Annotated in this window: 31 protein-coding genes; 28 read left to right on the top strand and 3 right to left on the bottom strand. The window is 68.9% G+C overall.

All coding sequences use genetic code 11. From position 1 onward, the window contains the following. A partial coding sequence (locus JX613_RS02435; RefSeq protein ID WP_207099832.1) for a PfkB family carbohydrate kinase occupies positions 1–703 on the bottom strand: 703 nt, incomplete at its 3' end. Next, positions 700–1,047, bottom strand: a complete 348-nt coding sequence (locus JX613_RS02430; RefSeq protein WP_207099831.1) for an ArsR/SmtB family transcription factor — start codon at positions 1,045–1,047, stop codon at positions 700–702. The genes JX613_RS02435 and JX613_RS02430, both read right to left, overlap by 4 nt. 206 nt (positions 1,048–1,253) lie before the next feature. Between JX613_RS02430 and JX613_RS02425 the strand changes: the two genes are divergently transcribed. From JX613_RS02425 to JX613_RS02405, 5 genes are all read left to right on the top strand, one after another. Then, a complete protein-coding gene (locus tag JX613_RS02425; RefSeq protein ID WP_207099830.1) occupies positions 1,254–1,598 on the top strand; it encodes an AtpZ/AtpI family protein in 345 nt (114 codons plus the stop codon). A 2-nt stretch (positions 1,599–1,600) separates the two neighbouring features. Beyond that, on the top strand, positions 1,601–2,380 hold the full coding sequence (locus tag JX613_RS02420; RefSeq protein ID WP_336512255.1) for a F0F1 ATP synthase subunit A: 780 nt from the start codon (positions 1,601–1,603) through the stop codon (positions 2,378–2,380). An 84-nt stretch (positions 2,381–2,464) separates the two neighbouring features. Further along, the gene (locus JX613_RS02415) at positions 2,465–2,701 is read left to right on the top strand and encodes a F0F1 ATP synthase subunit C (RefSeq protein WP_089343169.1); all 237 of its coding nucleotides are present in this window, start codon (positions 2,465–2,467) and stop codon (positions 2,699–2,701) included. A gap of 73 nt (positions 2,702–2,774) precedes the next feature. Continuing rightward, positions 2,775–3,365, top strand: coding sequence for a F0F1 ATP synthase subunit B' (locus JX613_RS02410; protein ID WP_207099829.1), 591 nt, complete (start codon positions 2,775–2,777; stop codon positions 3,363–3,365). Beyond that, positions 3,362–3,919, top strand: coding sequence for a F0F1 ATP synthase subunit B (locus JX613_RS02405; RefSeq protein WP_207099828.1), 558 nt, complete (start codon positions 3,362–3,364; stop codon positions 3,917–3,919). Before JX613_RS02410 ends, JX613_RS02405 begins: the two co-directional genes overlap by 4 nt. A gap of 73 nt (positions 3,920–3,992) precedes the next feature. Here the strand turns inward: JX613_RS02405 and JX613_RS02400 are convergent, their stop codons facing one another. Next, entirely contained in the window at positions 3,993–4,664 is a 672-nt protein-coding gene (locus JX613_RS02400; RefSeq protein WP_207099827.1) for a YiaD family glycine zipper/OmpA-like lipoprotein, read from the bottom strand. 111 nt (positions 4,665–4,775) lie between these two features. On the opposite strand from JX613_RS02400, the gene nth reads away from it, so the two are divergent. The 23 genes from nth to JX613_RS02285 all read left to right on the top strand — a co-directional run bounded on the left by nth (position 4,776) and on the right by JX613_RS02285 (position 24,611). Next, positions 4,776–5,438 carry an endonuclease III gene (gene nth, locus JX613_RS02395; RefSeq protein WP_207099826.1) on the top strand — a complete coding sequence of 221 codons (663 nt, stop codon included), beginning with the start codon at positions 4,776–4,778 and terminating at the stop codon, positions 5,436–5,438. Then, a complete protein-coding gene (locus JX613_RS02390) occupies positions 5,435–6,436 on the top strand; it encodes an adenosine kinase (RefSeq protein WP_207099825.1) in 1,002 nt (333 codons plus the stop codon). The genes nth and JX613_RS02390 overlap by 4 nt, the downstream gene beginning before the upstream one ends. Positions 6,437–6,590: 154 nt before the next feature. Next, positions 6,591–7,853, top strand: a complete 1,263-nt coding sequence (fabF, locus tag JX613_RS02385) for a beta-ketoacyl-ACP synthase II (protein WP_207099824.1) — start codon at positions 6,591–6,593, stop codon at positions 7,851–7,853. Next, positions 7,850–9,034 (top strand): endolytic transglycosylase MltG, encoded by a 1,185-nt coding sequence (gene mltG / locus JX613_RS02380; RefSeq protein ID WP_207099823.1) that lies wholly within the window; start codon positions 7,850–7,852, stop codon positions 9,032–9,034. The genes fabF and mltG overlap by 4 nt, the downstream gene beginning before the upstream one ends. A gap of 120 nt (positions 9,035–9,154) precedes the next feature. Further along, positions 9,155–9,592: a hypothetical protein gene (locus JX613_RS02375; protein ID WP_207099822.1), complete on the top strand. Its 438-nt coding sequence runs from the start codon at positions 9,155–9,157 to the stop codon at positions 9,590–9,592. Between the two features lie 278 nt (positions 9,593–9,870). Then, positions 9,871–10,290, top strand: a complete 420-nt coding sequence (locus JX613_RS02370; RefSeq protein WP_237168273.1) for a permease — start codon at positions 9,871–9,873, stop codon at positions 10,288–10,290. Next, on the top strand, positions 10,241–11,581 hold the full coding sequence (locus JX613_RS02365) for a DNA-packaging protein (RefSeq protein WP_207099821.1): 1,341 nt from the start codon (positions 10,241–10,243) through the stop codon (positions 11,579–11,581). The genes JX613_RS02370 and JX613_RS02365 overlap by 50 nt, the downstream gene beginning before the upstream one ends. Before the next feature lie 93 nt (positions 11,582–11,674). Continuing rightward, positions 11,675–12,859: a phage portal protein gene (locus tag JX613_RS02360; protein ID WP_207099820.1), complete on the top strand. Its 1,185-nt coding sequence runs from the start codon at positions 11,675–11,677 to the stop codon at positions 12,857–12,859. A 4-nt stretch (positions 12,860–12,863) separates the two neighbouring features. Further along, positions 12,864–13,097, top strand: a complete 234-nt coding sequence (locus JX613_RS02355; RefSeq protein WP_207099819.1) for a GTA head formation protein, RCAP_rcc01685 family — start codon at positions 12,864–12,866, stop codon at positions 13,095–13,097. A gap of 3 nt (positions 13,098–13,100) precedes the next feature. Next, positions 13,101–13,628 carry an HK97 family phage prohead protease gene (locus JX613_RS02350; protein WP_207099818.1) on the top strand — a complete coding sequence of 176 codons (528 nt, stop codon included), beginning with the start codon at positions 13,101–13,103 and terminating at the stop codon, positions 13,626–13,628. A gap of 148 nt (positions 13,629–13,776) precedes the next feature. Beyond that, positions 13,777–14,940, top strand: a complete 1,164-nt coding sequence (locus JX613_RS02345) for a phage major capsid protein (RefSeq protein ID WP_207099817.1) — start codon at positions 13,777–13,779, stop codon at positions 14,938–14,940. A 193-nt stretch (positions 14,941–15,133) separates the two neighbouring features. Beyond that, positions 15,134–15,751, top strand: a complete 618-nt coding sequence (locus JX613_RS02340) for a head-tail connector protein (RefSeq protein ID WP_207099816.1) — start codon at positions 15,134–15,136, stop codon at positions 15,749–15,751. After that, positions 15,748–16,086 (top strand): head-tail adaptor protein, encoded by a 339-nt coding sequence (locus tag JX613_RS02335; protein WP_207099815.1) that lies wholly within the window; start codon positions 15,748–15,750, stop codon positions 16,084–16,086. Before JX613_RS02340 ends, JX613_RS02335 begins: the two co-directional genes overlap by 4 nt. Continuing rightward, positions 16,083–16,502, top strand: a complete 420-nt coding sequence (locus JX613_RS02330) for a DUF3168 domain-containing protein (protein WP_207099814.1) — start codon at positions 16,083–16,085, stop codon at positions 16,500–16,502. Before JX613_RS02335 ends, JX613_RS02330 begins: the two co-directional genes overlap by 4 nt. 11 nt (positions 16,503–16,513) lie before the next feature. Then, a complete protein-coding gene (locus JX613_RS02325; RefSeq protein ID WP_207099813.1) occupies positions 16,514–16,930 on the top strand; it encodes a phage major tail protein, TP901-1 family in 417 nt (138 codons plus the stop codon). Beyond that, the gene (locus JX613_RS02320; protein ID WP_207099812.1) at positions 16,927–17,241 is read left to right on the top strand and encodes a gene transfer agent family protein; all 315 of its coding nucleotides are present in this window, start codon (positions 16,927–16,929) and stop codon (positions 17,239–17,241) included. Before JX613_RS02325 ends, JX613_RS02320 begins: the two co-directional genes overlap by 4 nt. Continuing rightward, complete coding sequence (locus JX613_RS02315; protein ID WP_207099811.1) at positions 17,238–17,441, top strand: rcc01693 family protein; 204 nt, start codon at positions 17,238–17,240, stop codon at positions 17,439–17,441. Before JX613_RS02320 ends, JX613_RS02315 begins: the two co-directional genes overlap by 4 nt. Positions 17,442–17,453: 12 nt before the next feature. Continuing rightward, positions 17,454–18,110: a phage tail tape measure protein gene (locus JX613_RS02310; protein ID WP_207099810.1), complete on the top strand. Its 657-nt coding sequence runs from the start codon at positions 17,454–17,456 to the stop codon at positions 18,108–18,110. 10 nt (positions 18,111–18,120) lie between these two features. Then, positions 18,121–18,753 carry a phage distal tail protein, Rcc01695 family gene (locus JX613_RS02305; protein ID WP_207099809.1) on the top strand — a complete coding sequence of 211 codons (633 nt, stop codon included), beginning with the start codon at positions 18,121–18,123 and terminating at the stop codon, positions 18,751–18,753. Beyond that, positions 18,750–19,583, top strand: a complete 834-nt coding sequence (locus JX613_RS02300) for a DUF2163 domain-containing protein (protein WP_207099808.1) — start codon at positions 18,750–18,752, stop codon at positions 19,581–19,583. The genes JX613_RS02305 and JX613_RS02300 overlap by 4 nt, the downstream gene beginning before the upstream one ends. Beyond that, positions 19,576–20,004, top strand: a complete 429-nt coding sequence (locus JX613_RS02295; protein ID WP_207099807.1) for a C40 family peptidase — start codon at positions 19,576–19,578, stop codon at positions 20,002–20,004. The genes JX613_RS02300 and JX613_RS02295 overlap by 8 nt, the downstream gene beginning before the upstream one ends. 22 nt (positions 20,005–20,026) lie before the next feature. Next, entirely contained in the window at positions 20,027–23,911 is a 3,885-nt protein-coding gene (locus JX613_RS02290; RefSeq protein WP_207099806.1) for a baseplate multidomain protein megatron, read from the top strand. Then, positions 23,901–24,611 (top strand): DUF2793 domain-containing protein, encoded by a 711-nt coding sequence (locus tag JX613_RS02285; RefSeq protein ID WP_207099805.1) that lies wholly within the window; start codon positions 23,901–23,903, stop codon positions 24,609–24,611. The genes JX613_RS02290 and JX613_RS02285 overlap by 11 nt, the downstream gene beginning before the upstream one ends. Positions 24,612–24,645 lie beyond the last annotated feature (34 nt).

Genomic DNA, 24,645 nt, shown 5'->3' with positions numbered 1-24,645 from the left:
CCGCCATGGCCTCGGCGGCGGGGCGGGGGCCGTCGGTCACAAGCACGCGGGCCGCGCCGCGCGCCACCACGGCCTGCGCCGCCGTTGCGGCATCGGGACAGGCCCGGCCCGCGAGGATCTCGGCCTCCAGGCGGTTGAGGTAGAAGCAGCCGCGGCGGGCGGCGATCAGGGGCTCCAGCCGCTCGGCCTTGCCGGGGCTGGCAGGAACCACGCGCAGGTCGGCGCGGGCCAGGCGCGGGTCGCGGGCGATGGCGTCCAGCAGGTCTTCGGTCAGGTTGCCGTCCAGCACCACGGGGGCGGACCAGTCGGCCAGGGCGTCGTCCAGGGGCGCCAGGATCGCGGTGCCCGCGTCCTCAAGGCTGTGGACATCGGCGATGGCGGCGATCAGGCCCTCGCTGTCCTCGATGCCCATATAGGTGTCGGTGGGCAGGCCGGTGTCGCGGGCCAGGTGCGCGGTGATGACGCCCATCCGTTCGGCCTCGGCCACCAGGGCCGCGCCTTCCGGGTCGCGGCCCACGGCGGACAGGACCGCCGGGCGCAACCCCCAGCGGGCGAGCGCCACGGCGACGTTCAGCGCCACCCCGCCGGGGATGTGGCGGATGCGGCCCGGCACGTCGGCGCCCGGGGCCATGCGGCGGGGCGCGCGGCCGATCACGTCCCACAGCATCGCGCCGATGCACAGGATGTCGGGGCGTTCGGTCATTCGCGGGTCCAGCTTTGCATCTCGGCTTCCAGGAAACGTTCGAAATCGTCCAGGTCCACGGGATCGAACTGCCCGAAGCCCCCCATCCAGACCGAGGCCGCGCGCATCCCGTCGGGGTCCAGCTTGCACCAGGTGATCCGGCCCCGGCGTTCCTGCCGGATCAGCCCCGCCGCCGCAAGCACCGCGAGGTGCTTGGAAATGGCCGCAAGGCTCATGGCGAAGGGCGCGGCCACGTCGCTGACGGCCATGTCGTCCTCCAGCAGCATGGACAGCACGCGCCGCCGCGTGGGGTCGGCCAGGGCCGCGAAGATCAGGTCCAGCCGGTCGGGCGAGGGGGTGTTCATCGGTGCTTCATGGCGCGAAATGGCCGGGATGGTCAACTTTGCGGTTGAATGATGTCGGGGCGGACAGGAAATTGCAAGCGGGCAGACAGGAGAGTGGATCGAAAGAAATCCATAGCCGTCAATGGCTTGGACCAGATCCTCAGTTGCTTGACTCGGGGCGCGTTCCACCCTAGACAGCCCGGCAACTGATGACGGGGGCGTGACAGATGGCCGAAGGGCCCCGGAACGACGACAGGGATGCCGATGCAGCCCGGTTGCGCGAACTGGAGGACCGGCTGTCCAGGCTTTCCGAAAAGCCGGAGGCCGACGGGCCGATGGCGGGCTATGACAAGGCGCATGTCGCCTGGCGCATGGTCACCGAGATCGTCGCGGGCATCATGCTGGGCGCCGGGGTCGGATACGGGTTGGATTGGCTGTTCGGCACCCTGCCGGTCATGCTGATCCTGTTCATACTTTTCGGCTTCGTGGCCGGCATCAAGGTGATGATGCGCACGGCGGCCGAACTTGGCAGCACTTCCGGCAAGGCGCCGGGCACCGACAAGAGGGACTGATCGTGGCGACAGAAGCGCATGGCGAGGCAACCGGCCTGTCTTTCCACCCGATGGACCAGTTCATCGTGCGCCCGCTGTTCGGCGACGGCGATGTCCACTGGTACACGCCCTCCAACGTGACGCTGTGGCTGTTCGCCATCGTGCTGGCGACGCTGGCCCTGCTGGTGCTGGGCACGCGCGGCCGCGCCATCGTCCCGAGCCGCAGCCAGTCCATGGCCGAGATGTCCTATGGCATGATCCACAAGATGGTGGGCGACATCGCGGGCAAGGACGGGCTGAAATACTTTCCCTATATCATGACGCTGTTCATGTTCGTGCTGTTCGCGAACTTCCTGGGCCTGCTGCCCATGGCCTTCACGGTGACCTCGCATATCGCGGTGACGGGCTTTCTGGCGCTGGCGGTGTTCCTGACGGTGACGGTCATCGGCTTCGTCAAGAACGGCGCGCATTTCCTGGACCTGTTCTGGGTCCGCTCGGCCCCGCTGGCGATCCGCCCGGTGCTGGCCGTGATCGAGGTGATCAGCTATTTCGTGCGGCCGCTCAGCCTGTCCATCCGACTTGCGGGCAACATGATCGCCGGTCACGCCGTGATCAAGGTCTTCGCGGGCTTTGCGGCGCTGATCCTGATCAATCCCGGCCTGGGCGCGCTGGTGACCCCAGTCTCGATCCTCGCGGTCGTGGGCATGTATGCCTTTGAAATCCTTGTGGCCTTCATCCAGGCCTATGTGTTCACCATCCTGACCTGCGTTTACCTCAAGGACGCGCTGCACCCGTCGCACTAAGCGGCGCGCAGCATCCCCGGCGGTGCGCGATCCGCGCCGCCCTTCACCCTGAATTCGCCACTTCCAACCGCAAGGAGCATCATCATGGAAGGCAATATCGGAGAACTGGGCCAGTACATCGGCGTCGGCCTGACCGCCATCGGCATGGGCGGGGCCGCCATCGGTGTGGGCAACGTGGCCGGCAACTTCCTGTCGGGCGCGCTCCGCAACCCGTCGGCCGCCGCCGGCCAGACCGCCACGCTGTTCATCGGCATGGCCTTTGCCGAAGCCCTGGGGATCTTCTCGTTCCTGGTCGCGCTTCTGCTGATGTTCGCGGTCTGATCCTGCGCCATCCTTGCGGCGGGGTGGGGTTTTGCCCCGCCCCTTCGTGACTTTCAAGGCCAGGGGTTTGGACATGATCAGCCTGTTGCAAGAGGCCGCCACGACCGCGGCCGAACATACCGAAAGCGTGGCAAGCTCTGTCGCGCATGGCGAGACCGAGACGGCCACGGGCCTGCCGCAGCTGGACCTGACCTCGTTCGGGAACCAGATCTTCTGGCTGGTCGTCGCCATGGTCGTTCTTTACTGGATCGTCGCCAAGGTCGCGCTGCCGCGCATCGGCGCCGTCCTGTCGGACCGCCAGGGCGCCATCACCGGCGACCTGATGGCTGCCGAGGAATTCAAGCTGAAGGCGAAAGAGGCCGAGGCCGCCTATGACAAGGCGCTGGCCGACGCGCGCACTGAAGCGGGCAAGATCGTCGCGGCGAACCGCGCGGACATCCAGAAGGAACTGGACGCCGCCATCGCCCATGCCGATGCCGAGATCGCCGCGCGCACCGCAGAATCCGAAGGGCGCATCCGGCAAATCCGCGATTCCGCCGACAACGACGCCCGCGAGGTTGCCCGCGATGTCACCGCCGAACTGGTCCGCGCCTTTGGCGGCGTGGTCGATCAGGGCGCGGTGGACCAGGCGGTGGACAGCCGCATGAAGGGAGCCCTGCAATGAAAAAGCTTGCCGTTCTTGCCGCAGGCCTGACCGCCAGCCCGGCATTCGCCGCGACGGGTCCGTTCTTCTCGTTGCGGAACACGAACTTCATCGTCCTGATCGCCTTCCTGGTCTTCGTGGGCATCCTGATGTATTTCAAGGTGCCCTCCCGGATCGGCGCGCTTCTGGACCAGCGCGCCCATGGCATCCGCCGCGACCTGGACGAGGCCAAGCGCCTGCGCGAGGACGCGCAGGAGATCTATGCCAGCTTTGAACGCCGCCAGCGCGAGGTGGCGGGCCAGGCCGAGCAGATCGTCGCCAATGCCCGGCGCGAGGCCGAGGCGCAGGCCGCCAAGGCCAAGGCCGACCTCAAGACCTCGATCGAGCGTCGCCTGAAAGCGGCCGAGGACCAGATCGCCAGCGCCGAAAGCGACGCCGTGCGCGCAGTGCGCGACCGGGCCGTGCAGGCGGCGGTGGCTGCGGCGTCCGCCCTGCTGGCGCAGCAGGTGGGGGCCGGTCAGCGGTCCGCCGGGATCGACGACGCCATCGAAGACGTGGCGCGCCGGTTGAACTGAAATCACGCAAACAGTGATCACGAAAAACCCCCGGTCGAAGGACCGGGGGTTTTGCTTTGCGCGATGGGCACGATCAGCGCGTCGGGAAGATCAGGATCTCGACCCGGCGGTTCTGGGCGCGGCCCTGCGCCGTGTCGTTCGAGGCGACGGGCTGGTTCATGCCCTGGCCGGTGGCGACCAGGCGGGCGGGCGCCACGCCCGCAGCGGTCAGGATGCTGGCCACCGACTGGGCGCGGCGCTGCGACAGGTCCATGTTGAAGGCCTGCGAGCCGGTGTTGTCGGTATGGCCCACGACCTGCACGCGGCTGTTCGGATACTGGTTGAGGTTGCGCGCCACGGCGTAAAGATCGCTTTGCGCCTGGCCGGTGACCGCCGCCGAACCCGTGGCGAACAGGATGCCTTCGGGCAGGACCACCTGGAGATGGTCGCCGCGGTTGACCACCTGGACGTTGCTGCTGACCGACTGTTGCAGGGCCTGCGCCTGGCGGTCCAGGATGTTGCCCGCAACGGCCCCGGCGATGCCGCCGATGATCGCACCGCGCGCGGCGTCCTTGCCCTGGTTGTTCTTGTCGCTGTCACGCGTACCTGCAAGGACCGCACCGACGGCGGCGCCTGCCAGGGCGCCCTGCTGGGTGCGGCTCATGCCGGTGCCCGTGCCCATGCCGTCCATGCCCGGGGTGGGCGCGCAGGCGCCAAGCGCCACAAGGCCCGTGGCGGCAAGGATGGTGGAAATGCGAAGGATCATGGATTGTCCTTTCCGGGCCGAAGGCCCCCTTCTGTGGAAACATGGCGCTTACTATGGGACAGCCGCCCTGGGCTTGCAATGGCGGGCGCGGGCGGTCAAAAGCACGGGGCCATGGTCCAGTCCCGACGCCCGCCGCAGCCCTTGCCCTTTGCCCAGCAGGTCGCGATCTTTTCGCGCCTGGCAAGCGCGAACCCTGCGCCCGTGACGGAACTGGAATGGACCAATCCCTTCACGTTGGTGGTGGCCGTCGCCTTGTCGGCGCAGGCGACCGACGTGGGCGTGAACAAGGCCACCCGGGGCCTGTTCGCGGTGGCCGACACGCCCCGGAAGATGCTGGACCTGGGGCTTGAGGGCGTGACCGAGCATGTCAAGACCATCGGGCTGTTCCGCCAGAAGGCGAAGAATGTGATCGCCCTGTCGCGCATTCTGGTCGAGGAGTTCGGCGGCGAGGTGCCCGACAGCCGCGCGGCGCTGATGACGCTGCCCGGCGTGGGGCGCAAGACGGCCAATGTGGTGCTGAACACGGCCTTTGGCCATCCCGCGCAGGCGGTCGATACGCATATCTTCCGCGTCGGCAACCGCACCCGCATCGCGCCGGGCCGCGACGTGGACGAGGTCGAGCGCGCCATCGAGGACAACGTGCCCGCCCGGTTCCAGGACAACGCCCATCACTGGCTGATCCTGCACGGCCGATACATCTGCCAGGCCCGCCGCCCGCGCTGCGCGGTCTGCCCCATCTACGACCTGTGCCCATTCGAGGAGAAGACCGCATGACCACCCCCTATGTGATCGGCATCGGCAATGCGGTGATGGACGTGATTTCTCCGGTCGAGGAGGAGCGGCTGGCGGCGCTTGGGGTGCAGAAGGGCATCATGCAGCTGATCGAGCGGGAACGGTCGGAATACCTGATGGCCGCGCAGGCGGATGGTCGCGCGCGGTCGCGGCTGGTGCCGGGGGGGTCGGTGGCCAACACCCTGGCCGGGATCGGGATGCTGGGGCTGCGCACTGCCTTCATCGGGCGGGTGGCGGACGATCCGCTGGGCCTGTCCTATGCCGAGCAGACCGAGGCGGCGGGGACGGTCTTCGTGAACCCTCCGGTCGCGGGGGAGCAGTTGCCGACCTCTCGCAGCATCATCCTGGTCACGCCGGATGGCGAGCGGTCGATGAACACCTATCTGGGGATTTCCGCCGAGCTGGGGCCGGACGATGTGAATCCGTCGGTTTTCCAGGGGGCTGGCTGGCTGTTCCTCGAAGGATACCTGTTCGACAAGCCCAAGGGGAAGGAGGCTTTCCTGAAGGCCGCGAAGTCCTGCCACGACGCGGGCGGGCAGGCGGGGATCGCGCTGTCCGATCCGTTCTGCGTGGACCGCCACCGCGCGGATTTCCGGCGGCTGGTGGCCGGGCCGATGGATTACGTGATTGGCAATGTCCACGAATGGCAGTCGCTGTATCAGGTCGAGGATCTGGAGGAGGCCTTGCGGCTGGCCAGCGCCGATTGCGGGACGGTGATCTGCACGCGGTCGGGCGAGGACGCGATCCTGATCCGCGAGGGCGAGCGGGTGACGGCGCCGGTTCACCGCATCGTGCCGGTGGATGCGACCGGGGCAGGGGACCAATTTGCGGCGGGGCTGATCTATGGGCTGGCCCTGGGCCTGCCGCTGGCGGTGGCGGGGCGGATGGGCTGCATCGCGGCAGCCGAGGTGATCGGCCATGTGGGGCCGAGGCCCGAGCGGGATTTGCGGGCGGATTTCCGCGCGGAAGGGTTGGTCTGATTGCGTCCCCCGAAGGCCGGGGGCCAGCCCCCGGACCCCCGGGATATTTAAGGTCCAATGCAGAGAGTCGCCGGTTGAAGGGCGGAGCGTTGCGCGGTTCTGCTGGCGCGTGTATCAGGGCCGGAACGAATTTGCAGCTTGAAGGACTTCGCGGATGCGCAGGGTTGTTGTCACCGGGTTGGGCATGGTCACGCCGCTGGCCTGCGGCGTCGAGGCGACGTGGGAGCGGCTGCTGGCCGGGCAGTCGGGCGCGGGGCGGATCACGCGCTTCGATCCCAAGGACGTGGTGACGAAATACGCCTGCGAGATCCCGTTCGGCGACGGCAGCGACGGCAGCTTCAACCCCGACGACTGGATGGAGCCGAAGGACCGGCGCAAGGTCGATGACTTCATCCTGTATGGCATGGCTGCGGCCGAGCAGGCGGTGAAGGATTCCGGCTGGGAGCCTGCGACCGAGGAAGATCGCGAGCGGACCGGGGTGATGATCGGGTCGGGGATCGGGGGGCTGACCTCGATTGCCGAGACGGCGGTGCTGATCAAGGAGCGCGGGCCGAAGCGGGTGTCTCCGTTCTTCATCCCCGGTGCGCTGATCAACCTGGTGTCGGGGCAGGTCTCGATCCGGTTTGGCTTCAAGGGGCCGAACCATGCGGTCGTCACGGCCTGTTCCACCGGGGCGCACGCCATTGGCGATGCGGCGCGGCTGATCATGCTGGGCGATGCAGACGTGATGGTCGCGGGGGGCGCGGAAAGCCCCATCAGCGAGATCGGCATCGCGGGTTTCAACGCCTGCAAGGCGCTGTCCACCAAGCGCGACAACGATCCGCAGGCGGCCAGCCGCCCTTATGACGTGGACCGCGACGGCTTTGTCATGGGCGAGGGGGCGGGCTGCCTGGTGCTGGAGGAATACGAGCACGCCAAGGCGCGGGGCGCGAAGATCTATGCCGAGGTGCTGGGATACGGGCTGTCGGGCGACGCCTATCACATCACCGCGCCAAGCGAGGATGGCGATGGCGGGTTCCGGGCGATGCGGAATGCGCTGAAGAATGCGGGGCTGGAGCCTTCGGCCATCGACTATATCAACGCGCATGGCACCAGCACCATGGCCGACACCATCGAGCTGGGCGCGGTCGAACGGTTGCTGGGCGATCATGCGCCGAACGTGGTGATGTCGTCCACCAAGTCGAGCATCGGGCATCTGCTGGGGGCCGCGGGCGCGGTCGAGGCGATCTTCTGCGTGCTGGCGATCCGCGACCAGATCTGCCCGCCGACGATCAACCTGGACAATCCGGCGGTTGAACCCAAGCTGGATCTGGCGGCCAATGCCGCCGTGCGGCGCAAGGTGGATGTGGTGCTGTCCAACAGCTTCGGCTTTGGCGGGACCAATGCCAGCCTGGTCCTGGGGGCGGTCCGGGAATGATTTGGCGCAACATCGCGTCCAATTTCCTGACGCTGCTGATCGTCATGTTGATCGCGGCGGCGGCGGCGGTGGCCTGGGGCAGGCACCAGTTCAGCGGACCGGGGCCGAGCGCGGTGGCGCAATGCGTGCAGGTGGCGCCCGGCGCCAGCCTGAACGCGGTCAGCCAGCAGTTGGTGGAACAGGGCGCGATCAGCAATTCCTATGTCTTTCGGGCGGGGACGGATTACCTGGACAAGGCCCGCGATCTGAAGTTCGGCAGCTATCTGGTGCCGCCGCACGCCAGCATGGCGCAGATCGTCGATGTGATCACGGCGGGCGGACCGTCCACCTGCGGGACCGAGGTTCTGGTGCGCGTGGGCGTGCGGGAAAACACCGTCCTGCTGCGCGACATGAACCCCGAAACCGGGGCCTTCGAGGAGATGGCGCGATACAACCCCGCGACCGAGACGGTGCCGGAGGCGATCACGGCGGCCGTGGACAAGCCCGGCGCGCGGCTGCGCATCGCCATGGCCGAGGGCGTGACAAGCTGGCAGGTGGTCGAGGCGCTGAAGGCGGCATCCTTCCTGACGGGCGAGGTCGAGGACATCCCGGCCGAAGGCAGCCTGGCCCCCGACACCTATGAGGTCGAGAAGGGCGGCAGCCGCACCGCGTTGCTGGCCGAGATGGCGCAGAAGCAGGCGGCGATCCTGGCCGCCGAATGGGAAGCGCGGCCGTTCGGCCTGCCCTATGACACGCCCGAGGAGGCGCTGATCATGGCGTCCATCGTCGAGAAGGAGACGGGGGTGCCGGAGGAGCGGCCTCAGGTCGCCAGCGTCTTCGTCAACCGGCTGGAACAGGGGATGCGGCTGGAAACGGATCCGACGGTGATCTATGGCATCACCAAGGGCGAGGGGGTTCTGGAGCGCGGGCTGCGCCGGTCGGAACTGGCGGCGCCCACGCCCTATAACACCTATCGGATCGAGGGGCTGCCGCCGACGCCCATCGCCAATCCGGGGCGCGCGGCGATCCGGGCGGCGCTGAACCCCGACACGACGGACTATTTGTTCTTCGTGGCGGACGGCAGCGGCGGGCACGCGTTTTCCCGCACGCTTCAGGAACACAATGCCGCCGTGGCGCGCTGGCGCGAGATCGAGCGGCAGCAGGGCGGCGATCCGACCAGCCCCGTCCAGGGCGACGGTTAGGCGGCCAAGCCGTTCAAGGGGTTTGACAAAGCCCGTTCCCTTGCGCAGGCTGACGGGCAAGGGGCGGGCTTTGTCATGGCGTGAACCGCGCCGGGCCTTAGCCTTTCAGGAGGATATGCCATGAAATTGTCCGACATGTTTTCGACCCTTGCCGACAACGCCCGCCTTTACGAGCAGCGCGTGACCGAATGGCAGGACCAGATGACCAGCCGCAACGACGAGATGCTGGCCAGCGCGCGCAAGTGGCAAGAAACCGCCATGCAGCGCCAGGACGAGATGAACCGCCAGATCCGCGGCTATTTCGAGGAAGCGGGCGAAAACGTCCGCAACCAGTGGCAGGTCATGCAGACCGCCTGGGAGGACCAGTTCCAGAAGATGCGCGAGAAGGGCGAGGAGATGCGCGCCCAGGCCATGAAATCGGGGCATTTCCCCGAATGGGCCGAGGCTTACGCCGCGCAGATGGTGGGATTCGCGCAGAAGATGCAGGACGAGGCCGCCAATGCCATCGCCGCCGCGACCGAGGCCAAGGGTCAGGGCAAGGGCACGAAGGACGTGTGAGGCGAATCCCCTAGCCTGCGGCCGGGCTGTTTCGCAGCCGGTTCTGCAACGGGTGATCGGGGGTGTTGCATGGGGTGTTGCGCAAGGTAAGTCTTTGTTACTGAAGGATAATAGTCCCTGGACCGTGCGCGCCCCGGTTTAGCGATTGACTTACCGAACGCCCTGGGGTAGAACCTATCCATGCTGGGAAAAGTGGGCAAGCGGCCGAGGGGAGACCCCCAGGGCCGCTTTTTCAGTTTTCGGCTCGTGCGGACAGGACACGAGGCGGGACAGTTTGCATGAACGATATGGAATGGCGCGGGGTCACTGATCCCGAAGGACCGTTCGTGGCCGGGGACACCCCGGCCCGGGCGGGCGTGAAGCCGGTTGCGAGTGCGGAGGCGGCGATGGACCCCAGCGAGGCCATCGCGGTCGCCGAAGGGTTGTTCTGGTCCTATGTCAAGGATCTCAAGCGTCACGAGGCCGCGTTGGAGGCCCGGCAGAGCGGGGCCGTCGATCCCGCCGAGCTGAAGGAAGCCATGCAAACCGCGAAGGTCGTCCGCGAGGCGGTCGGTCTTCTGATGGCGGAAAGGAACAGGGTTGACAAGTTACGCAAGGACATCGCCGGGGTGGTCGGGGGCGGCAGCCTCGACCTTGACGCGGCACGAGATGAAATCGGGCGCCGCCTGGCTTGCCTCCGCCGCGCCGGAGGAGGTTGACGCATTCCTGGGCGGGCTGTCGGAAAACGCGCTGATGGCGCTGCCTTGGCTGTTCGAGTTCTGGGCCCTGCCGCATCAGTTGCCACCCGAGGGCGACTGGAAGACCTGGGTGATCATGGGCGGGCGGGGCGCGGGGAAGACCCGCGCCGGGTCCGAATGGGTGCGGCGGATGGTCGAGGGGCCGAGCGCCGCCGCACCCGGGCGCTGTCACCGCGTGGCGCTGGTGGGCGAAACCTTCGACCAGGTGCGCGAGGTGATGGTGTTCGGCGAAAGCGGCATCCTGGCCTGTTCGCCGCCCGACCGGCGGCCCGTCTGGGAAGCCGGGCGCAGGCGGCTGGTCTGGGCCAATGGCGCGACGGCCACGGTTTATTCCGCGCATGAGCCGGAGGCCCTGCGCGGGCCGCAATTCGACGCGGCCTGGGCGGACGAACTGGCCAAGTGGAAGAAATCCGAGGATGTCTGGGACATGCTGCAATTCGCGCTGCGCCTGGGCGAGCATCCGCAGCAGGTGGTCACGACCACGCCGCGCAATGTGGGGGTGCTGAAGCGGATCCTGGGGAATGCGTCCACGGTCACGACCCATGCGCCGACGGATGCGAACCGCGCCTACCTGGCGGAAAGCTTTCTGGCCGAGGTGGCGTCGCGTTACGGCGGCACGCGGCTGGGGCGGCAGGAACTGGACGGCGTGCTGCTGGACGATGTGGAAGGCGCGTTGTGGACCACGGCGATGCTGGAAGGCGCAAGGGTGGACCGGACGCCGAAGCTGTCGCGCGTTGTCGTGGCGGTCGATCCGGCGGTGACGGCGGGCAAGGCCAGCGACGAATGCGGGATCATCGTGGCCGGTGTGGTGGCCGAGGGCGAGCCGGGCGACTGGCGGGCCTATGTGCTGGAGGACGCCACGATCAAGGGCGGGCCGCTGGACTGGGCGCGGGCCGCGATTGCCGCGATGGACCGGCATGGGGCCGAGCGGCTGGTGGCCGAGGTGAACCAGGGCGGCGATCTGGTCGAAAGCGTGATCCGGCAGGTGGACCCTCTGGTGCCGTTCCGAGCATTGCGGGCGGGCCGGGGCAAGGGGCTGCGGGCGGAACCCGTGGCGGCGCTGTATGAGCAGGGGCGGGTCAAGCACCTGCGGGGCCTGGGCGCGCTGGAGGACCAGATGTGCCAGATGACGGTGCGCGGCTTCGAGGGGCGCGGGTCGCCCGACCGGCTGGATGCGCTGGTCTGGGCGATCCACGAGCTGGTGATCGAGCCGGGGGCAAGCTGGCGGCGGCCGCAGATGCGGCGGTTGTAACCGGGGGTTTCACCCCCGGACCCCCAGGATATTTGGACCAAGATGAAAGGGCTGCCGCTTGGCGGCCCTTTTTCGTTGGCATGGAGGCGAGAGATGGCGTTTCGGTTGTTTACGCGGGAGGAGAAGCAGGGCCCCCCGCCGGAAAGGAAGGCCAGTGCCACGGGCCGGGTCGTGGCGCTGGCCAGCGGCGCGGGGCGCGCGGTCTGGTCGTCTCGGGATACGGCCAGCCTGACGCGGGGCGGGTTCGTGGGCAACCCGGTGGGCTTTCGCTGCGTCAAGCTGATCGCCGAGGCGGCGGCGGCGGTGCCTCTGGTCTGCGAGGATCGCGACCGGCGTTACGAGGTGCATCCGGTTCTGGATCTGCTGCGGCGGCCCAATCCGGGGCAGGGGCGGGCGGAACTGTTCGAGGCGCTGTTCGGGCAGATGCTGCTGTCGGGGAACGGCTATGTCGAGGCGGCGGGCCTGGGCGCGCAGGGCTTGCCCGAGGAGCTGCACGTCCTGCGGTCCGACCGGATGAGCATCGTTCCGGGGGCGGACGGCTGGCCGGTGGCCTATGACTATGCGGTGGGCGGGCGCAAGCATCGGTTCGACATGACGGGCAGTCCCGATCCGATCTGCCACGTCAAGTCCTTCCACCCGCAGGACGACCATTACGGGTTGTCGCCCATGCAGGCGGCGGCGGTGGCGCTGGATGTCCACAACAGCGCCTCGGCCTGGTCTAAGGCGCTGCTGGACAATGCGGCGCGGCCTTCGGGGGCCATCGTCTACAAGGGCGTGGACGGGCAGGGGGTTCTGTCGCCCGAGCAATATGACCGGCTGGTGGGCGAGATCGAGATGAACCACCAGGGCGCGCGCAATGCGGGGCGTCCGATGCTGCTGGAGGGGGGGCTCGACTGGAAGCCGATGGGGTTCTCGCCCAGCGACATGGAGTTCCATGAGACAAAGATGGCGGCGGCGCGCGAGATCGCACTGGCCTTTGGCGTGCCGCCGATGCTGCTGGGGATCCCGGGGGATGCGACCTATGCGAACTATGCCGAGGCGCATCGGGCGTTCTATCGCCTGACGGTGCTGCCCTTGGCGACGCGGGTCGCGGCATCCGTCGCCTGGTGGCTGTCCGAGCATCTGGGCGCCGAGATCGAACTGCGCCCCGATCCCGACCGCATCCCCGCCCTGGCCGAGGAGCGGGACCAGCAATGGAAGCGCGTCGGCGAGGCGCTGTTCCTGACGGATGCGGAAAAGCGGGCGCTGCTGGGCCTGCCGCCGCTGGCCGGGGCGTGATCCCATGGAGGGGTCGCGTTTCGTCAAGGACAGCTTCGGCTGGCACGACCAGCGGTTCGAGGCTCAGGAACGCATCATGGCGCTGCAATTCGGCGGCATGGAAAAGCGGCTGGAGCGGATCGAGGCGCTGATCGAGGGGCTGGAGCGGCGGCTGTGGATGACCGTCTATGGCGTGGTCGCGGTGATCCTGACGCAGGCGGTGCAGGGCATTTTGGAATTCGCGCCGAAAGGAGGCTGACGGATGGTTCCGGGACTTGAGGTGAAATTCGCGGGCGGGGCGCCTGTGCTGTCGGACGGGCAGGTGATCGAGGGCTATGCCAGCCTGTTCGGCCTGACCGACCAGGGGGGCGATGCGGTGGCGCCCGGGGCCTTCGCCGCGTCGCTGGCGCGGCTGGCGGCCAAGGGCGACAAGGTGCGGATGCTGTGGCAGCACGATCCGGCAAAGCCCATCGGCGTCTGGGACGAGATCCGCGAGGACGAGAAGGGCTTGTGGGTCAAGGGCCGCCTTTTGCCCGAGGTGGCGCAGGCGCGCGAGGCCGCCGCGCTGATCCAGGCCGGGGCCATCGACGGGCTGTCCATCGGCTATCGCACGATCCGGGCGGAACGGGACAGCCAAGGCCGCCGCGTGCTGGCCGAGGTCGAGCTGTGGGAGGTGTCGCTGGTCACCTTCCCGATGCTGCCCGAGGCCAAGGTGGGCCGCAAGGAGGCGGATGACCTGCGCGAGGTGGCGGCGCTGTTCCAGGCGGCGGCGGAAGCCTTGCGGGGGTGAGTGGCGGGGTGGAACCCCACCCCATGGGTTTGAGAACAGCGGTGCGTGCGAGCACGCACCCTATGGGTTTCGGCCGCTGCGGCGGTCCGAAGGATGGGGCGGCCAAAAAAGGCGGCATCCCCGATCATCGCGATGAGGAGAGAGGACCATGACCGAGGTGAAAGCCGCGGAGGGTGGCGGCACGGCCGCCGACCTGAAGGGGGCCATGTTGGGGTTCGTCAGCGAACTCAAGGGCTTTCGTGACGACATTCAGAAGAAACTCACTGCACAGGATGAACGCATGACCATGCTTGACCGCAAGACCGCCCTTCGTGGCCGCACCCCCCTGTCCGCCACCGCCGAGGTCGAGGTGCCCCATCAGAAGGCGTTCAACGCCTATCTGCGCAGCGGCGACGATGACGGGCTGCGCGGCCTGGTGATCGAGGAAAAGGGCCTGACGGTCGCCAGCGACGGCGGCTTCCTGGCCGCGCCGCAGGTGGCGGAGACCGTGCACAACGTGCTGCGGTCCGGCGCATCGCTGCGCAAGCTGGCCAATGTGGTGGCCATCGAATCCGCCAGCTATGAAGTGCTGGTCGAGAAGAACGAGATGGGCGCGGGCTGGGCGACCGAAGCGGCCGCGGTCGAGACCACGCCGAGCCAGATCGAGCGCATCTCGATCCCGCTGCACGAATTGTCGGCCATGCCCAAGGCCAGCCAGCGCCTGCTGGACGACGGGGCCTTCGACGTGGAAGCCTGGCTGGCCGAGCGCATCGCCGACAAGTTCGCCCGGTCCGAGGCCGCGGCCTTCATCACCGGCGACGGCGTGGGCAAGCCCAAGGGCATCCTGTCCTATCCGACCGCGCTGGACGCGAAGGCGGGCGCGGGTACCATCGGCGTGGTCGAGACGGGCGCCGCTGGCGCGTTCAATGCGGCGGCCCCGGCGGATGCGCTGATCGACCTGATCTATGCGCTGGGCGCCCCATACCGGGCCAATGCCAGCTTCCTCATGAACTCGAAAACGGCGGCGGTCATCCGCAAGATGAAGGATGCCGACGGGCGGTTCCTGTGGACTGACGCGCTGGCCGCAGGCCAGACCCCGCAGCTGCTGGGCTATCCGGTGCTGATCAGCGAGGACATGCCCGTCATGGCCGCCGACGCGAAGGCCGTGGCCTTCGGCGATTTCCGCGCCGCCTATACCATCGTCGAGCGTCCCGACCTGCGCGTGCTGCGCGATCCGTTCAGCGCCAAGCCGCATGTGCTGTTCTATGCGACCAAGCGCGTGGGCGGCGGCGTGACCGATTTCCGCGCCGTCAAGCTGCTGCAGTTCGCCTGATCCCGGAACGCGGGATCGGGTGAGGGGAAGACCGCGCACGGGATGCTGGCCGTTCTGGCTTTGCAACTGTCCGCGCGTGCTGATGGCCGGCGCGTGGGCGCGGTCTTCCCCGATCTGATGCGACGGCAAGGCCCCGGCGTGGCGGCCTTGTCCCGATGATGACGAGCGGACAGCAAGACGGGAGGTTCGCGATATGATGCTGATCGAGGAAACGGCGCCTGCAGCCGAGGCGCTGCCTGTCGCGGCGCTGCGCGAGCATCTGCGGCTTGGCACGGGTTTCGAGATTGCCGAGGACAGCGCCGAGGATGCGGCCCTGGCGGGTTTCCTGCGCGCCGCGATCGCCACGATCGAGGCGCGCACGGGCAAGGTGCTGCTGACGCGGCGCTTTCGGATGCAACTGGACGACTGGCGCGACCGGCTGGGCCAGACCCTGCCGCTGGCGCCGGTGGTGTCGGTCGAGAGGATCGAGATCGACGACGGCATGGGCACGGTGACGGAAATCCCGCCCGAGAACTGGCGGCTTTTGCCCCATGGGCAGCGGCCCATGATCCTGCCCACGGGGGTGATCCTGCCGCATGTGCCGCGCCTGGGGATGGTCAGCGTGACCTTCACCGCGGGCTTTGGCGCCACATGGGCAGCGGTTCCCGCCGACCTGGCGCAAGCGGTCCTGATGCTGGCGGCGCGCTATTACGAGGACCGGGGCAACGACACCACAAGGGGCGCGATGCCGTTCGGCGTCAGCGCGCTGATCGAACGCTGGCGGCAGGTCCGCACCCTGGCCGGTCGCGGCGCGCGCGAGGCGCGGCGATGAGCGTGCCCCGGCTGAACGTCCGGCTGGAGCTTGAGGGATCGGCCCGGCAGGACGACGGGATGGGCGGCTATCGCGTGGTCTGGCGGCGGATCGGCCATCTTTGGGCCGAGATGAAGGCGCAGGCGGGGCAGGAACGCAGGGCCGAGGTCGGACCCCAGAGCGTCGTGCCCTGGCGCATCACCGTGCGGGGGGCCCGCGCCGGCGACCCGCGCCGCCCTGCGGCGGGCCAGCGGCTGCGGATGGGCCAGCGCCTTTTCGTCATCGAGGCCGTGGCCGAACGCGACGCGTCCGGCCAGTGGCTGACCTGCTTTGCCCGAGAGGAGGAACAGGCATGAGCCTTGCGGCAAGTGTCGCCCTGCAAGGGGCGGTTTACCAGCATCTGCGCACTGACCCGGCGCTGCATGGCCTGGTGGGCGATGCGATCTTCGACGCCATGCCGGTCGAGGCGCCGGCGGGCGTCTATGTCTCGCTGGGCCCCGAGGATGTGGTGGATGCGGGGGACATGACGGCGGCGGGATCGCGGCATGATTTCGTCGTCTCGGTCCTGTCGGGCGCCGGGCAGGGCGGGGGCTTCGCGGCGGTCAAGGCCGCCGCCGCCGCCGTGGCCGAGGCGCTGGACCAGGCGCAACTGGCGCTGGGCAAGGGGCGGCTGACCGCCCTGTGGTTCCTGCGCGCGCGGGCGCGGCGGGTGGAAAACGGCGCGGCGCGGCGGGTCGACCTGACCTTTCGCGCGCGGATTGATCTGGGCTGAGGAGATAAGCCATGGCGGCACAGAATGGACGCGATCTTCTGATCAAGATGGACATGACCGGGGACGGGGCGTTCGAGACGATCGCCGGGCTGCGCGCCTCGCGCCTGTCGTTCAACGCCGAGACGGTCGATGTGACCAGTCTGGAAAGCGAGGGCGGCTGGCGCGAATTGCTGGGCGGGGCGGGCGTGCGCAGCGCCTCGATTTCCGGGTCGGGGGTGTTTCGGGACGCCAATACCGACGGGCGCGCGCGGCAGATCTTTTTCGACGCAGAGGTGCCGCGCTTCCAGGTGGTGATCCCGGATTTCGGCACCGTGCAGGGGCCGTTCCAGATCACCGCGCTGGAATACGCGGGCAGCTATAACGGCGAGGCGACCTATGAGGTGACGATGGCGTCCGCCGGGGCGCTGACCTTCGTGGCGCTGCCATGACGAACCCGATGCGCGGAGAGGTCGAGGTGGTGCTGGACGGCACCCCCCATGTCGCTCGGCTGACCCTGGGCGCCCTGGCCGAGCTGGAGCATGACCTGGGCGCTGACAGCCTGATGGCGATTGCCGCGCGGTTCGAGGCGGGCCGCTTCAGCAGCCGCGACGTGCTGGCGGTGCTGGTCGCGGGGCTGCGCGGCGGCGGCTGGCGCGGCACGGCTGCCGATCTGCTGACGGTCGAGATCGGCGGGGGGCCGGTCGCTGCGGGGCGCGCCGCCGCCGAGTTGCTGGCGCGGGCGTTCCGGATCGCCGCATGAGCGGGGGCCTGGACTGGCCCGGCCTGATGCGGGCCGGGATGCGCGGCCTGGGGTTGCGCCCGGACCAGTTCTGGGCGCTGACCCCTGCCGAGCTGGCGCTGATGCTGGGGGTCGAGGCGGGCCCGCCCGCCATGACGCGCGACCGGCTGGCGGAACTGGCCGCGCGCTTTCCCGACGGGCCGCGCGACACATCTGTATAAGGGGCAAGGGCTATGGCCAACAAGGACGGGTTCAGTTCGGCTCTGGACGATCTGGACGAGGGTTTCAGCAACACCAGCCGCATGACCGCCGCCTTCGAGGCGGAGATGGAGCGGTTGCGGCAATCGGTGACGATGACCGCCCGCGAGGTGGGATCGCTGAGCAGCGGCATCGAGGGCGGGCTGCGGCGCGCCTTCAACGGGCTGATCTTCGACGGCGAGAAGCTGTCGGATGCGCTGAAGGGCATCGGGCGCTCGATTGCGGATACGGTGTTTTCCATGGCCATGAAGCCGGTGGAAAACGCCCTGGCGGGATCGCTGGCGCAGGGCCTGGGGGGGATGCTGTCGGGCGCCATGCCCTTTGCCAATGGCGGGGCCTTCGTGCAGGGCCGCGTGATGCCCTTCGCCAAGGGAGGCGTCGTCAGCCAGCCCACGCATTTCCCGATGCGCGGCGCCACCGGCCTGATGGGCGAGGCGGGCCCCGAGGCGATCATGCCGCTGCGCCGGGGCGCCGATGGCCGCTTGGGCGTGGCCGCAGCCGGGGGCGGGCCGCGGCCGATGAACGTGACGGTGAACGTGACCACGCCGGATGTTGCGGGCTTCCAGCGCAGCCAGTCGCAGATCGCGGCCCAGCTTGGCCGCGTGCTGGCGCGCGGCGAACGCAACAGTTGAGAGGGCCAGGATGGCATTTCACGAGGTAAGATTTCCGGCGAACCTGTCTTTCGGTTCCGTCGGCGGCCCGGAACGGCGCACCGAGATCGTGGCCCTTGCCAGCGGGTTCGAGGAACGGAATACCCCCTGGGCGCACGCCCGCCGCCGTTACGACGCGGGGATGGGGCTGCGGTCGCTGGACGACCTGTCGGCTTTGGTCGCGTTCTTCGAGGCGCGGGCGGGCCAGTTGCACGGCTTTCGCTGGAAGGACTGGTCGGATTACAAAAGCTGCCTGCCCTCGCGCACGCCCGCCTTTGACGACCAGGTGATCGCGCTGGGGGATGGGGTGACGAAGGTCTTTCGGTTGACAAAGACCTATTCGTCGGGGCCGGGCAGCTATGCGCGGCCCATCGACAAGCCGGTCCGCGACAGCGTCCGGGCGGGCATCGGCGGCAACGAGGTGTTTCCCGGCACGCATTACAGCGTGGATCACGCCCGGGGGCTGATCACCTTTGCCGAGGCCCCGCAGCCCGGCGCCGAGATCACGGCGGGGTTCGAGTTCGACGTGCCGGTGCGCTTCGATACCGACCGGATCGCCGTGTCCGTGGCGTCCTTCCAGGCGGGCGAGATGCCGGCCATTCCGGTGATCGAGGTGCGGGTATGACGGCCACCACGATTGCGCGCGCCTGGATGGTGCGCCGGGCGGACGGGATGGTGCTGGGGTTCACCGACCATGACGCGGTGCTGTCCTTCGATGGCATCCGCTTCCGCCCGGATCACGGCATGTCGGCCCGGGCGCTGGTCCAGGCGACGGGGCTGTCGGTGGACAACTCGGAAGCGGAAGGGGCGCTGTCCGACGATGCCATCACGGAACGCGACGTTCTGGCGGGCCGCTGGGACGGGGCCCAGGTGAAGATGTGGGAGGTGGTCTGGACCGACGTATCCGCCCGGCGGCTGGTCTTTGCGGGCAGCCTGGGCGAGATTTCGCGGTCGCAGGGCGCCTTCCGCGCCGAGCTTCGGGGTCTGTCGGAACCGTTGAACGCCGCGCGGGGGCGGGTGTTTCATCCGCGCTGTTCGGCGCGTCTGGGCGATGGCCGGTGCAAGCTGTCGCTGGCCAGCGAGACGTTCAGGACCGAAGCCGCCATCGCCGAAGTGGAGGACGGACGCATCCTGCGGTTTGCGGGCTTTCCCGCCTATGAGGCGGGCTGGTTCGAGCGGGGCCGCCTGCTGGTCCTGGGCGGCAGGGCCGAAGGGCTGCGCGCCACGGTCAAGAACGACACGGCCCTGCCGGGCGGTGCGCGCGAGGTCGAATTGTGGCAAGCCTTGGGGATCGCGCCGGTCGCGGGTGATCGTGTCCGGCTGGTGGCGGGCTGCGACAAGCGGGCCGCGACCTGCCGCGACAAGTTCGGCAATTTCCTGAACTTCCGCGGCTTCCCCCATCTGCCGTCCGAGGACTGGATCATGGCGCCGCAGGCAGGGGGTCGCAATGGCTGAGGATGTCGTTGCCATCGCGCGCGACTGGATCGGCACGCCCTATCGGCACCAGGCCAGCACAAAGGGCGTAGCCTGCGATTGCCTGGGGCTGATCCGGGGCGTCTGGCGCGAACGCCATGGCCAGGAGCCCGAGGCGCCGCCACCCTATACCCCCGACTGGGGCGAGGGTGGGGGGCAGGAGGTGCTGATGGCCGCCGCGCTGCGCCATCTGGTGCCGGTCGACCGGGACGCCGACTGGCTGCCAGGCGATGTGCTGCTGTTCCGGATGCGCGCGGGGGCGGTCGCCAAGCACCTGGGCATCCTGTCCGAGGCGGGCGAGGCGCCGCGCTTCATCCATGCCTATAACGCGCATGGCGTCATCGACAGCCCGTTGACGACGCCCTGGCAGAACCGGATCGCGGCCCGGTTCCGCTTTTCCTGATTTCAGACTGGAGGAGGCCATTATGGCGACCATCGTGCTGTCCGCCGTAGGGGCGTCGATTGGCGGAAGCTTCGGCGGCGCGGTCCTGGGCCTGTCGGGCGCGGTCATCGGCCGCGCGGTTGGCGCGACGGTCGGCCGGGTCATCGACCAGCGGCTGCTGGGCAGCGGGTCCAGGGCCGTGGAAACCGGCCGCATCGACCGCCTGCGCCTGCAGACCGCGGGCGAGGGCGCGCCGATCCCGCGCATCTGGGGGCAGATGCGCCTGCCGGGCCATGTCATCTGGGCCTCGCCGCTGGAGGAGATCGCGCGGTCCGAGGATGCGGGCGGCGGCAAGGGCACGCCCCGGTCCACGGTCACGCAGATCAGCTATCGCCTGTCGGTCGCGCTGGCGCTGTGCGAGGGGCGGATCCTGGGCGTGGGCCGGGTCTGGGCGGATGGCGAGGAGATCGCCGCCGACGACCTGAACATGCGCGTCTATAACGGCGACGAGGATCAGCGCCCCGACCCCGCCATTGCCGCGCACGAGGGCAATGGGGCGCCGGCCTATCGCGGGCTGGCCTATGTCGTGCTGGAGGATCTGAATTTGGAGACCTGGGGCAACCGGATGCCGCAGCTGTCCTTCGAGGTCACGGCCCCCGCGCAGGACGGCAGCGGCCTGTGCCGCGACGTGCGGGCGGTCGCGCTGATCCCCGGCACGGGCGAATATTCGCTGGCGACCACGCCCGTGAACCAGGATCTGGGCCTGGGCGAGTTGCGGTCCACCAACGTGAACACGCCGATGGGCGGGACGGACTTCACGGCCTCGATGGGGATCCTGGGGCGAGAGTTGCCGAATGTCGGTTCGGTCTCGGTGGTCGTGTCCTGGTTCGGCAGCGATTTGCGCATCAACCGCTGCACCGTCCAGCCCAAGGTCGAGCAGAAGGAAGTCGACGGGTCCGAGATGCCCTGGTCGGTGGCGGGCATCGGCCGGGGGGCTGCGGCCCAGGTGGCGCGTGTGAACGACCGTCCGATCTATGGCGGCACGCCTGCGGATGGGGCGGTCGTCGAGGGGCTGCGGGCCATCGCGGCGTCGGGGCGGAAGGCGGTGTTCTATCCGTTCATCCTGATGGAGCAGTTGGCGGGCAACGGGCTGCCCGACCCTTACGGGGCCGGGGAACAGCCGGTCATGCCCTGGCGCGGGCGGATCACGACCTCGGTGGCAGCAGGGCGGGCGGGGTCGGTCGATGGCACGGCAGCGGCTGCGGCCGAGGTCGAGGCATTCTTCGGGACCGCCGCCGTGGGTGACTTCGTGCGCGATGGCGACAAGGTGCGTTATCAGGGACCGGACGAATGGTCCTATCGCCGGTTCATCCTGCATTACGCCCATCTTTGCGCGGCGGCGGGCGGGATCGACGCCTTCCTGATCGGGTCCGAGATGGTCGGGATGACGCAGATCCGGGGCGCGGGGAACAGCTATCCCGCCGTGCAGCAGCTGCGCCGCCTGGCCGCCGATGTCCGCGCGATCCTGGGGCCGTCGGTCAAGATCGGCTATGCCGCCGACTGGTCCGAATATTTCGGCCATCATCCGGGCGGGGGCGAGCTGTTCTTCCATCTGGACCCCTTGTGGGCCGATCCGAACATCGACTTCATCGGCATCGACAACTACATGCCGCTGTCCGACTGGCGCGACGGAGAGGATCACCTGGACGCCCGCTGGGGCCGCATCGGCAACCCGGATTACCTGGAGGCCAATGTCTGCGGGGGCGAAGGCTTTGACTGGTATTACGCCAGCGACGCCGACCGCGATGCGCAGGTCCGCACGCCCATCACCGATGGCACCTATGACGAGGCCTGGGTCTGGAAATACAAGGATCTGAAAAGCTGGTGGCAGAACCTGCATTACGACCGCCCCAACGGCGTCCGGTCGCGGCAGGCCACGGGTTGGGTGCCGGGATCGAAGCCGATCTGGTTCACGGAATACGGCTGCGCCGCGCTGGACAAGGCCACCAACCAGCCCAACAAGTTCCTGGACGCCATGAGTTCGGAAAGCACGCTGCCCCATTATTCCAGCGGGCAGCGCGACGATGCAATCCAGGCGGCCTATGTGCGGGCCGTCACCTCCTATTGGTCGAAGCCTGCCAACAACCCGGCCATGAAGGATGGCCGGCGCATGGTCGATCTGGACCGGGCGCATGTCTGGTGCTGGGACGCCCGGCCCTTCCCGGCCTTTCCTGGCCGCCCGGATCTGTGGTCGGACGGCCCGGCCTGGCAGCGCGGGCATTGGCTGAACGGACGGGCGGGGTCGGTGACGCTGGGCTCGGTCATCGGCGACATCTGCCGCGAGGCGGGGGTCGCGGATTTCGACACCAGCGCCGTCAGCGGGGTCGTGCGTGGTTTCCAGGTCAGCGGCGGTGAGACCGCGCGCGCGGCCTTGCAGCCGATCCTGCTGGCGCATGGCATCGACGTGGTCGAACGCGACGGATCGCTGCGCTTCGTGCCGCGCGACGGGCTGGTCAAGCGGACGCTGGGACGCGAGCATCTGGCGATCGGCGAGGAGGTCAGCGATTTCCAGACCGTCCGGCAGGCGCAGGCCGAATTGTCGGGCCGCCTGCGGCTGAGCCATGTCGAGGCGGGGGCGGACTATGCCACCGCGACCGCCGAGGTCAGCTTGGCCGATGCGGAGGACAACACGGTCAGCGACAGCGAGTTCGCCATGTCCCTGACGCGTGCCGAAGGCCGCGCCATTGCCGAACGCTGGCTGGCGGAGTCGGCCGTGTCGCGCGACACGGCACGCTTTGCGCTGCCGCCCTCGGCCGCCGATCTGGGGCCGGGCGACGTGATCCGCATGGACGATGGCCGGGCCGAGCCGAAGCGGTGGCGGATCGACCGGGTGGAACGCGCGGGCGCCATCACGGTCGATGCGGTGCGGGTCGAGCCGGGCGTTTACCGACAGGCCGCGACGAACGAAGATGACGGGATCATCAGCCCCTATTCCCCGACGCTGCCGGTCTGGGCGCTGTTCCTGGACCTGCCGCTGCTGAAGGGGGATGAACAGCCGCACGCGCCCTATCTGGCCGCGACGGCGAAGCCCTGGCCGGGGACGGTCGTCGCCTATTCCTCGATCGAGGGCGACGGCGGGTTCGAGCTGAACACGACGCTGCGGAAGCGGGCGTTCATCGGGCGGACGGAGACGCCGCTGCTGCGCGCGAGGCCCGGGGTCATCGACCGGGGCGCGCCGTTGCGCATCCGGCTGAAGGACGCATCGCTGCGGTCGGTCGGCATGAAGGCGCTGCTGGCGGGGGCGAACGTGCTGGCGATCGGCGACGGTTCCCTGGAGAACTGGGAGGTCATCCAGTTTTCCAGCGCGGTCCCGGTCGAGAAGGACCTGTGGGAGATCGGCGGCAGGCTGCGCGGCCAGGCGGGCACCGACGGCATCATGCCCGAGGTCTGGCCCAAGGGCAGCGTGGTGGTGGTCCTGGACGGGGCGGCCCAGCAGGTGAGCCTGCCGCCCTCGGCCCGGGGGCAGGAACGCTTCTGGCGCATCGGCCCCGCGCGGCGGGCCTTTGACGATCCGAGCTTCCGCGCGCAGGTGACCGAGGCACGGGGCATCGGGCTGCGGCCCTATGCGCCCTGCCATGTGCGCGCCGAGGGACGCAGCCTGTCCTGGATCCGCCGCAGCCGTGTGGATGGCGACGGATGGGAGGGCGAGGAGATCCCGCTGGGCGAGGTGCGCGAACGCTATCGCGTCCGCCTGATCCAGAACGGTGTCGTCCTGCACCAGGCAGAGGTGGGCGCGCCTGCCTATGCCGTTCCCGAACAGGTCTGGTCTGCGGCCCGTGCGGGCGGCGCCTTTACCGTGGCCGTTGCGCAACTGTCCGACCAGTTCGGCGCGGGCCCCTATGCCAGGAGGAACTTCAATGTCGACTGAAACCATGCGCCTGCAACTGCCGCTGCTTCAATCCGCGCAGGCACAGAAGCACGTCACCGTGAACGAGGCGCTGATGCGGCTGGACGGCGTGGCCAATGCCGTCCTGGAAAGCACGGCGACCCTGACGCCGCCCGGGACCGTGATTGACGGGCAATGCTGGGCGGTGCCGGTGGGCGCGACGGGTGCCTGGGCGGGGCAGGCGCGGAAGATCGCGGTCGGTGCGAACGGGGGGTGGATCTTCGTCAGCCCCTCGCGCGGGATGCGGGCCTTTGTCGCGGACCGCGGGGCCGAGGCGATCTTTGACGGCCAGTCCTGGTTCGTCGGCGCGGCCACCTTTGGCGCCGGGGGGTCGGGCCTGGCCTTCGGGATGGCCGAGGGCGAGGTGACCGTTGGCGCGGGCGCGACCTTCAACACCGGCATCGCGATCCCGGCGGGCGCCATGGTGATCGGCGCGGTGGCGCGGGTCACGCAGGCGCTGACCGGGACGCTGCAGACCTGGCGGCTGGGGACGGCCGATTCAAACAACCGCTTCGGGCAAGGCCTGGGCAAGGGCGCGGGATCCTGGGCGCGCGGGATGCTGGGGGCGCCCATGACCTATTACTCTGCCGCGACCCTGCTGATGACCGGGGAAGGGGGCGCGTTCACGGGCGGCAAGGTCAGGCTTGCCGTTCATTGGCTGGAAATGCGGCTGCCCGACTGACGGGTCGTCCTTTCCTCTGCCGCCGGTTCGCGCT

Source organism: Paracoccus shandongensis (genome assembly GCF_017315735.1).
Taxonomy (GTDB): domain Bacteria; phylum Pseudomonadota; class Alphaproteobacteria; order Rhodobacterales; family Rhodobacteraceae; genus Paracoccus; species Paracoccus shandongensis.
Note: the sequence above shows the minus strand (reverse complement) of the source record. Positions and strands in the feature narration are given on the sequence as shown.

What these genes read in the sequence shown, in the direction of transcription:
- JX613_RS02430 (WP_207099831.1), bottom strand. Translation starts at nt 1,047, where the DNA reads ATGAACACCCCCTCGCCCGACCGGCTGGACCTGATCTTCGCGGCCCTG.
- JX613_RS02425 (WP_207099830.1), top strand. Translation starts at nt 1,254, where the DNA reads ATGGCCGAAGGGCCCCGGAACGACGACAGGGATGCCGATGCAGCCCGG.
- JX613_RS02415 (WP_089343169.1), top strand. Translation starts at nt 2,465, where the DNA reads ATGGAAGGCAATATCGGAGAACTGGGCCAGTACATCGGCGTCGGCCTG.
- JX613_RS02410 (WP_207099829.1), top strand. Translation starts at nt 2,775, where the DNA reads ATGATCAGCCTGTTGCAAGAGGCCGCCACGACCGCGGCCGAACATACC.
- JX613_RS02405 (WP_207099828.1), top strand. Translation starts at nt 3,362, where the DNA reads ATGAAAAAGCTTGCCGTTCTTGCCGCAGGCCTGACCGCCAGCCCGGCA.
- JX613_RS02400 (WP_207099827.1), bottom strand. Translation starts at nt 4,664, where the DNA reads ATGATCCTTCGCATTTCCACCATCCTTGCCGCCACGGGCCTTGTGGCG.
- nth (WP_207099826.1), top strand. Translation starts at nt 4,776, where the DNA reads ATGGTCCAGTCCCGACGCCCGCCGCAGCCCTTGCCCTTTGCCCAGCAG.
- JX613_RS02390 (WP_207099825.1), top strand. Translation starts at nt 5,435, where the DNA reads ATGACCACCCCCTATGTGATCGGCATCGGCAATGCGGTGATGGACGTG.
- fabF (WP_207099824.1), top strand. Translation starts at nt 6,591, where the DNA reads ATGCGCAGGGTTGTTGTCACCGGGTTGGGCATGGTCACGCCGCTGGCC.
- mltG (WP_207099823.1), top strand. Translation starts at nt 7,850, where the DNA reads ATGATTTGGCGCAACATCGCGTCCAATTTCCTGACGCTGCTGATCGTC.
- JX613_RS02375 (WP_207099822.1), top strand. Translation starts at nt 9,155, where the DNA reads ATGAAATTGTCCGACATGTTTTCGACCCTTGCCGACAACGCCCGCCTT.
- JX613_RS02370 (WP_237168273.1), top strand. Translation starts at nt 9,871, where the DNA reads ATGAACGATATGGAATGGCGCGGGGTCACTGATCCCGAAGGACCGTTC.
- JX613_RS02365 (WP_207099821.1), top strand. Translation starts at nt 10,241, where the DNA reads ATGAAATCGGGCGCCGCCTGGCTTGCCTCCGCCGCGCCGGAGGAGGTT.
- JX613_RS02360 (WP_207099820.1), top strand. Translation starts at nt 11,675, where the DNA reads ATGGCGTTTCGGTTGTTTACGCGGGAGGAGAAGCAGGGCCCCCCGCCG.
- JX613_RS02355 (WP_207099819.1), top strand. Translation starts at nt 12,864, where the DNA reads ATGGAGGGGTCGCGTTTCGTCAAGGACAGCTTCGGCTGGCACGACCAG.
- JX613_RS02350 (WP_207099818.1), top strand. Translation starts at nt 13,101, where the DNA reads ATGGTTCCGGGACTTGAGGTGAAATTCGCGGGCGGGGCGCCTGTGCTG.
- JX613_RS02345 (WP_207099817.1), top strand. Translation starts at nt 13,777, where the DNA reads ATGACCGAGGTGAAAGCCGCGGAGGGTGGCGGCACGGCCGCCGACCTG.
- JX613_RS02340 (WP_207099816.1), top strand. Translation starts at nt 15,134, where the DNA reads ATGATGCTGATCGAGGAAACGGCGCCTGCAGCCGAGGCGCTGCCTGTC.
- JX613_RS02335 (WP_207099815.1), top strand. Translation starts at nt 15,748, where the DNA reads ATGAGCGTGCCCCGGCTGAACGTCCGGCTGGAGCTTGAGGGATCGGCC.
- JX613_RS02330 (WP_207099814.1), top strand. Translation starts at nt 16,083, where the DNA reads ATGAGCCTTGCGGCAAGTGTCGCCCTGCAAGGGGCGGTTTACCAGCAT.
- JX613_RS02325 (WP_207099813.1), top strand. Translation starts at nt 16,514, where the DNA reads ATGGCGGCACAGAATGGACGCGATCTTCTGATCAAGATGGACATGACC.
- JX613_RS02320 (WP_207099812.1), top strand. Translation starts at nt 16,927, where the DNA reads ATGACGAACCCGATGCGCGGAGAGGTCGAGGTGGTGCTGGACGGCACC.
- JX613_RS02315 (WP_207099811.1), top strand. Translation starts at nt 17,238, where the DNA reads ATGAGCGGGGGCCTGGACTGGCCCGGCCTGATGCGGGCCGGGATGCGC.
- JX613_RS02310 (WP_207099810.1), top strand. Translation starts at nt 17,454, where the DNA reads ATGGCCAACAAGGACGGGTTCAGTTCGGCTCTGGACGATCTGGACGAG.
- JX613_RS02305 (WP_207099809.1), top strand. Translation starts at nt 18,121, where the DNA reads ATGGCATTTCACGAGGTAAGATTTCCGGCGAACCTGTCTTTCGGTTCC.
- JX613_RS02300 (WP_207099808.1), top strand. Translation starts at nt 18,750, where the DNA reads ATGACGGCCACCACGATTGCGCGCGCCTGGATGGTGCGCCGGGCGGAC.
- JX613_RS02295 (WP_207099807.1), top strand. Translation starts at nt 19,576, where the DNA reads ATGGCTGAGGATGTCGTTGCCATCGCGCGCGACTGGATCGGCACGCCC.
- JX613_RS02290 (WP_207099806.1), top strand. Translation starts at nt 20,027, where the DNA reads ATGGCGACCATCGTGCTGTCCGCCGTAGGGGCGTCGATTGGCGGAAGC.
- JX613_RS02285 (WP_207099805.1), top strand. Translation starts at nt 23,901, where the DNA reads ATGTCGACTGAAACCATGCGCCTGCAACTGCCGCTGCTTCAATCCGCG.